At 68.2% G+C, this 5,827-nt stretch carries 6 protein-coding genes; 1 reads left to right on the plus strand and 5 read right to left on the minus strand.

Annotated features, from left to right (window positions below; translation table 11 throughout):
* On the minus strand, positions 1-1,128 hold a 1,128-nt coding region (locus tag F8K16_RS03030; protein ID WP_294946765.1), incomplete at its 3' end, for an NAD(P)/FAD-dependent oxidoreductase.
* A complete protein-coding gene (locus F8K16_RS03035) occupies positions 1,115-1,876 on the minus strand; it encodes a molybdopterin-binding protein (protein WP_294946768.1) in 762 nt (253 codons plus the stop codon). The genes F8K16_RS03035 and F8K16_RS03030, both read right to left, overlap by 14 nt.
* Before the next feature lie 108 nt (positions 1,877-1,984).
* On the opposite strand from F8K16_RS03035, the gene thiD reads away from it, so the two are divergent.
* Positions 1,985-2,773, plus strand: coding sequence for a bifunctional hydroxymethylpyrimidine kinase/phosphomethylpyrimidine kinase (gene thiD / locus F8K16_RS03040; RefSeq protein WP_294946770.1), 789 nt, complete (start codon positions 1,985-1,987; stop codon positions 2,771-2,773).
* Here thiD and F8K16_RS03045 read toward each other — a convergent pair.
* From F8K16_RS03045 to mnmD, 3 genes are all read right to left on the minus strand, one after another.
* A complete protein-coding gene (locus F8K16_RS03045; protein WP_294946773.1) occupies positions 2,763-3,002 on the minus strand; it encodes a hypothetical protein in 240 nt (79 codons plus the stop codon). The two genes, thiD and F8K16_RS03045, sit on opposite strands and share 11 nt — an antisense overlap.
* Entirely contained in the window at positions 2,926-3,999 is a 1,074-nt protein-coding gene (locus F8K16_RS03050; protein WP_294946776.1) for a hypothetical protein, read from the minus strand. Before F8K16_RS03050 ends, F8K16_RS03045 begins: the two co-directional genes overlap by 77 nt.
* A gap of 68 nt (positions 4,000-4,067) precedes the next feature.
* Positions 4,068-5,827 (minus strand): tRNA (5-methylaminomethyl-2-thiouridine)(34)-methyltransferase MnmD (mnmD, locus tag F8K16_RS03055; protein ID WP_294946778.1); only part of this gene is annotated, 1,760 nt, incomplete at its 5' end.

A 5,827-nucleotide genomic window follows, 5' to 3' on the forward strand; every position in this document is an offset into this window, starting at 1 on the left:
AAAGTTGTAGCCGCCCAGCTGGCCGGTGATGTCCACCACCTCGCCGACGAAGAACAGGCCGGGCACCTCACGGGCCATCATGGTGCGGCCGGAGAGCGCCTCGGTCGCCACACCGCCGAGGGTCACCTCGGCCCGATCATAGCCGGCGGTGGCCTCCGGCCACAGGGTCCAGCGGGTCATGTTCGACGCCAGCTGACGCACCGCCGCGTCGGTCAGCGTATCCAGCCGTTCAGGCCAGTTTTCCCGTGCGATCCACACCTGCGCGAACCGGCGCGGCAGGCGCCGTTTGAGCCAGGCGTGGAGACTCCCTCCCTGCCGCTTGAGCGCCAGCAGCGTCTCCTCCAGCGCCTCGCCCGGAAACAGGTTCAGCTCGACGGGCCGCCCTTCCCGCCACACATTGGAAATCTGCAGAATGCCCGGCCCGCTCAGGCCGAAGTGGGTCAGCAGCACCGGCTCCTCGAAGCTGACGCCCTCGCAGCGCACCTCCGCCGCCAGAGACAGCCCGCTGAGCGCACCGTAGTGACGACGCCAGCGCGCGTTCATCACCAGCGGCACCAGCCCCGGACGGGTTTTTGTCACCGGCAGGCCGAACTGACGCGCCATGCGATAGCCGAAATCCGACGCGCGCAGCTTGGGCCAGGAGAGCGCGCCGGTGGCCACCACCAGCGACTCGCAGCGCCACAGTTCGCCGCCGGCGCGCACCTCGAAGCCGCCTTCCCGCCGTCTGACCGACTCCACGGTGGTGTTCTGCCGCCGTTCCACCCCGGCCCAGTCGCATTCGGTCAGCAGCATGCGGGTGATGTCGCTGGCACGGTGGCGGCAGTAGAGGCGGCCGTGCTCACGCTGCTCATACTCGATGCCGTGGCGCTCCACCAGGGCGATGAAATCCTCATTGGTGTAGCGGGCCAGCGCCGAACGGGCGAAATCCCGGTTGGCGCCGTAGTAGTGCTCCGCGCCTACATTGAGGTTGGTGAAGTTGCACCTGCCACCGCCGGAAACGCGGATCTTGGCGGCCGGTTTGGGGGCATGGTCCAGCACGGTGACGCGCCGGCCCCGGTAGCCGGCGGTCGCGGCGCACATCAGCCCGGCCGCGCCGGCGCCGATGATGAGCACATCAGTCTTCTTCAACCGTCACTCCGCGGCGGCGCGCCTCGTCCACGATCTCCCGCAGGCCGGCTTCCGCCGCTTCCGGCAGGCCCTCCACCCCCAGTTCGATGCTGCGCCGGCCGTCCGGTTCCAGCCGCGGCAGGGAGAACAGGCGCAGGTCGGGATGGCGACGCTCGAACGCCTCCATGAAGTCGATCCACTCCGCCTCGCTGGTGTCCCGCAGGCGGGCCACCCGCTCCACCCGTCGGGGCTGACGCAGGTCGGCGTAGTATTCGTCCAGCAGCCAGGCCGTCATAGGCTGCGCCATCTGGGGAAAACCGGGCATGAAATGGTGATGGCCGCCGCCGGGCAGCTCCAGCAGACTGAAACCGGGCACATTGTTGACGGGGTTGGGAATCAGGCGTGCCCCTTCGGGCAGGTCGGCCATGCGCACCCGATGGGGAAAGGCATCTTCGCCGAACTGTTCGACAATGCGCGCCTCTGCTTCCTGATGGCGCATCAGCGGTCGGCCGGCGGCACGGGCGGCGCACTGGCGGGTGCGGTCATCAGGGGTGGCGCCGATGCCACCGTGGCAGAAGACGATGGCCGGACGGGCCATGGTCTCCCGCAGCGTCTCGGTCAGACGGGCCGGATCATCCCCCACCATGCGCACCCAGTCCACCTTGAGCCCACGCGGTTTGAGCGAGGCGGCCAGATTGGCCAGATGCCGGTCCTGCCGTCGGCCGGAGAGAATCTCGTCACCGATGACGATCAGTCCGATTTCCTGCACGGTGTGCCTCCGCATGCGAACAACGCCATGGCATCAGCCCATGACGAACGGATTGGGAAATGCGCCCGACGTGGGCTCATGATGGAATTTCTGGCATTATAGCGAACCATGACTCCACCGATCGTGCTCACCCTGGCCGGCTTCGACCCTGGCGGTGGCGCCGGCGTGCTGGCCGACGCCAAGGCCATTCACGCCCATGGCGGCTACGCCGTGGCCGTGATCACCGCCCAGACGGTGCAGAACACCCGGGGCGTGTTTCAGGTGCGCCCGGAACCGGCCGATCTGGTGGCCGCCCAGCTGGACGCCCTGTGGGACGACCTGCGCCCGCAGGCGGTCAAGATCGGCATGCTGGGCAGCGCAGATCTGGCCGAAGTGGCGCTGGCGCGGCTGGTGGACTTTGACGGCCCCGTGGTGGTGGATCCGGTGCTCAGAAGCAGCAGCGGCCACCCTCTGCTGGACGATGTGGACGGCCGCTACCGCGCCCTGCTGCGCCGGGCGACGCTGATCACCCCCAACCTGCCGGAAGCGGCCCGGATTCTTGGAAAAAACCTGCGCTCGGCGGCCGCGCTCTGCGACGAGCTGGTAAAAATGGGGGAGACCCCGTGTCTGCTCAAGGGCGGACACGGCGAGGGAGACAGACTGGAGGACTGGCTGTGCCGGCCGGGTGAGGCGCCGAGGCGTTTCAGTCACGCCCGGCTGTCGACGCGCCACACCCACGGCACCGGCTGCGCGCTCTCCAGCGCCATCGCCACCCGGCTGGCCCATGGAGAGCCGCTGGAAACGGCGGTGGAGACGGCGATCAACTGGCTGCAGCGGCGACTGGCGTCCACGGGCTGGTCGCTGGGCCAGGGCAGCGGCCCCATCGACCTGCTCGGACAGAAGGATTTCAGTCGGTGATGCGTTCCACGGCGGCCTTGGCCTTGTCAGCCGCCTCCGCCGCGCTTTTGGCCGCATCCTGGGCCCGGTCCGCCGCGCCGGTGATGCGATCCCCCCACTCGCTCAGCGTTTCCACCACCCCATGCAGCGCGCCGATGGCGTCGTGGAAGCCGTCACGACTGTCCGGCACGAACATGATGACCGCCGCCATGATCAGCAGCAGCAGAATGATTCCCAGAATGCAACGCATCTTTGTCGTTCTCCTCTCGTTGAGCTTTTTGCCGCATCAGCCGGTATTCCGCCAGCAGCACTTTGTTGACAAGCCGATCCACCACGCTTTCCGCCAGCTGTGACATCGCCTGCTGACGGGCCAGCTTCTCGGTCTCGGCCGTCGCGGCGCTTTCCAGCGCGTATTCGGCGAAAGGCGCCCCATCACCATCGGCCAGCTTGAGGCGCACGGCATAGTGTACGGCAACACCGCCAGCCACGCGATGAGCGCTGTCATCTTGCACTTCATAGAAGACGAAGAGATCCGCCGGTCCGGCACGGTCGCTGAACCCCTCCTGACGCAGCGCGGCGCGCAACAGGCGGGCGAAGGCGGGGCGCCGCTCGATTTCGGTATCCACCTCCACCACCAGCGCCTCATCCAGCGTGCGCAGACGCTCACGCAACATGCGCGCCATGCGGTCGGCCTTGGTCAGACGGCTTTCCGCGTCGAACCGCCACAGCAGCGTGCGCAGCTGCTGACGCTGCAGCAGCAGCGGCCACGCCGGCAGCAGGGCGCGCAGCTGGCGCAGGGTGTTCACCCTGTCCGGCACCCGTTTGAAACGGGCCAGCTTTTCATCCAGCTGCACCACCTGCCGACGCAGCTGCGCCACCCATGCGGCCAGATCCACCTGCGCCTGCAGGTCGAACACGCCCTGTTTCGCCTGCCAGGCCGCCTGCACCACCTGCACCGGCGGGTCGATCTTCAGCGGCTGCCAGCCCATGGCGGCAAGCGCCCGACGCATGAAGGCCGGATGACGGGCCACCTCTTCGTCCACCGGCTTGCGGCTCAGCGCTGTCAGGCGCCGGGAGAGCTGCGCCCTTGCCTCGGCCAGCAGGGCCGCCCGCCGGGCCGCATCCGGTGCCTGCCGTGTCTTGAGCGTCACCCACGCCATCAGCGGCGTTGCCTGCACCACCTGCGCCTCGGGCGCAGCCTGCCGGGTGGGCAGCCAAGGGGCGCAACCTGCGAGCAAGAGCAACATCAGTCCACCTGTGAGCCAGCGCATGGGGATTTTCCGCTCTGTTGATTGCATGGATTTGAATTATAGCCTCAATGATCGAAAAAGCGGTGCGGTGCGCTCAACCGACGCAGACTGTGGAACTGCGGCATGCGGATCAGCCCCAGATCAGCACAGAGCCATTCCGCCGCCAGCGGGGTGGAGAGGAGGCCCCGGGCGCCGTGTCCCAGGGACACCGCCACCCGCGCCACGCCCGGCCACAGGCCGACGATGGGCGTGTGATCCCGCGTGGTGGGGCGCACGCTCACCCGCGCCGACCGCGACTTCAGCGGCGGCAGTGACGGACAGGCCCGCCGCAGCCGTGCCTGGTTTTCCGCCGTGGCGGAAGCGGAAACCTTCAGCCCGAAGGGGTCCTGCTTGACGAACGTGGCGCCACACACCCAGCCCTCGTCCACCGGCACCGTGTAGCCTTCATGCACCCAGGGGTGCGCCATGGGCGCGGCAACGGGCTCGAACAGGTCCACCTGACCGGCCACGGGGCGGATCATGTCCGCCGGGGCCCGCTCCAGCGGCGGCGTCCAGGCGCCGGTGGCCACCACCACCGCGTCGAACCTGTGGCCGGCCACGTCCATCCAACCCCTTTCCGACATTTGAATGCCCTCCACCCGCTGCTGCCGCAGCGTGATGCCCGGGTGTTCCAGCAGCTGCGCCACCCAGCGGGGCGGAGACAGCCAGCCGGCCCACCCGTAACGCCACGCGGGTGGTGCGTTCTCACACAGAGAGGGTGAAGACTCCACGCCATTATGCTCGACAAAACGCCGGGCAAAGCGTTCGAAACGCCACTGCCAGGTCTCCGTCACCGCTACATGGGTCAGCCCTGTGAAGCCGCCTTCATCAGGCGGAAGCCGCTCCAGATGCCACCGCAGGCTTTCCAGCGCCAGCTGATACCAGCGACTGCGCGGGTTCCAGTCCGCGGAGACAAGCGGATGGAACACCCCGGCCCGGTTGCCGGAGGCGCCATGGGCAGGATGCACCGCTTCGAACACGGTCACATGAACTCCCGCTTCGGCGGCACGCCGCGCCACATGAGCGCCGGCCAGCCCGGCGCCAATGACCGCCAGGGTGCGCGGCGGGGACACCCGTTCCTGCCGCGCCGATCCGTTCCACCGACCGCGCAGCATCTCCCGCTTGCGCCCGAAACCGGGCACCTTCTCCACCGTAAAGCCCACCCCCTGCAGCCCGCGCCGCACCACGCCAGCGGCGGTAAAGGTGGCGAAGGTCGCTTCCGGGGCGCTCAGACGCGCCATCTGCTCGAACAGCGGCTCCGTCCACATGTCCGGATTCTTCGCCGGGGCAAACCCGTCCAGATACCAGGCATCCACCGCCACATTCAGGTCAGCCAGCCCTTCGTGCACGTCGCCGAACCACAGCCACAGGTCGATGTTGCGCGCCATGGGCAGCCGGTGCCAGCCCGGCAGCAGCGGCGGGTAATGACGCTGCAGCCGCTCGCACCAGCGAGCCAGTTCAGGCCAGTGGGCATGGGCAAGGCGCAGATCATCCGGCCGCAACGGATATTTCTCGAAACTGACAAGATGCAGATGCGCCTCCGTCGGCGCCCGCTCCGCCCAGGCGGCGCAGGTGAGCAGCATGTTCAGACCGGTGCCGAAGCCGGTCTCGGCAATGACGAAGGTATCCGCCTTTTCAAAGCGTTGCGGCAGACCGTTGTGGCGCAGAAAGACATATTCGCTCTCCGCCGGCCCGCCGGCGCGGGAGAAATAGACATCCCCGAAGGTTTCGGCCACCGGGGTGCCGTCCGCCTGCCAGCGCAGGGCAGCAGGCTTTAGAATGGCAT

Source organism: Sulfurivirga sp., assembly GCF_015490265.1.
Classification (GTDB): domain Bacteria; phylum Pseudomonadota; class Gammaproteobacteria; order Thiomicrospirales; family Thiomicrospiraceae; genus Sulfurivirga.

Excerpts from the sequence above, each read along its gene's own strand:
- F8K16_RS03050 (WP_294946776.1), bottom strand. The coding sequence starts at position 3,999 with ATGTTGCTCTTGCTCGCAGGTTGCGCCCCTTGGCTGCCCACCCGGCAG.
- F8K16_RS03045 (WP_294946773.1), bottom strand. The coding sequence starts at position 3,002 with ATGCGTTGCATTCTGGGAATCATTCTGCTGCTGCTGATCATGGCGGCG.
- thiD (WP_294946770.1), top strand. The coding sequence starts at position 1,985 with ATGACTCCACCGATCGTGCTCACCCTGGCCGGCTTCGACCCTGGCGGT.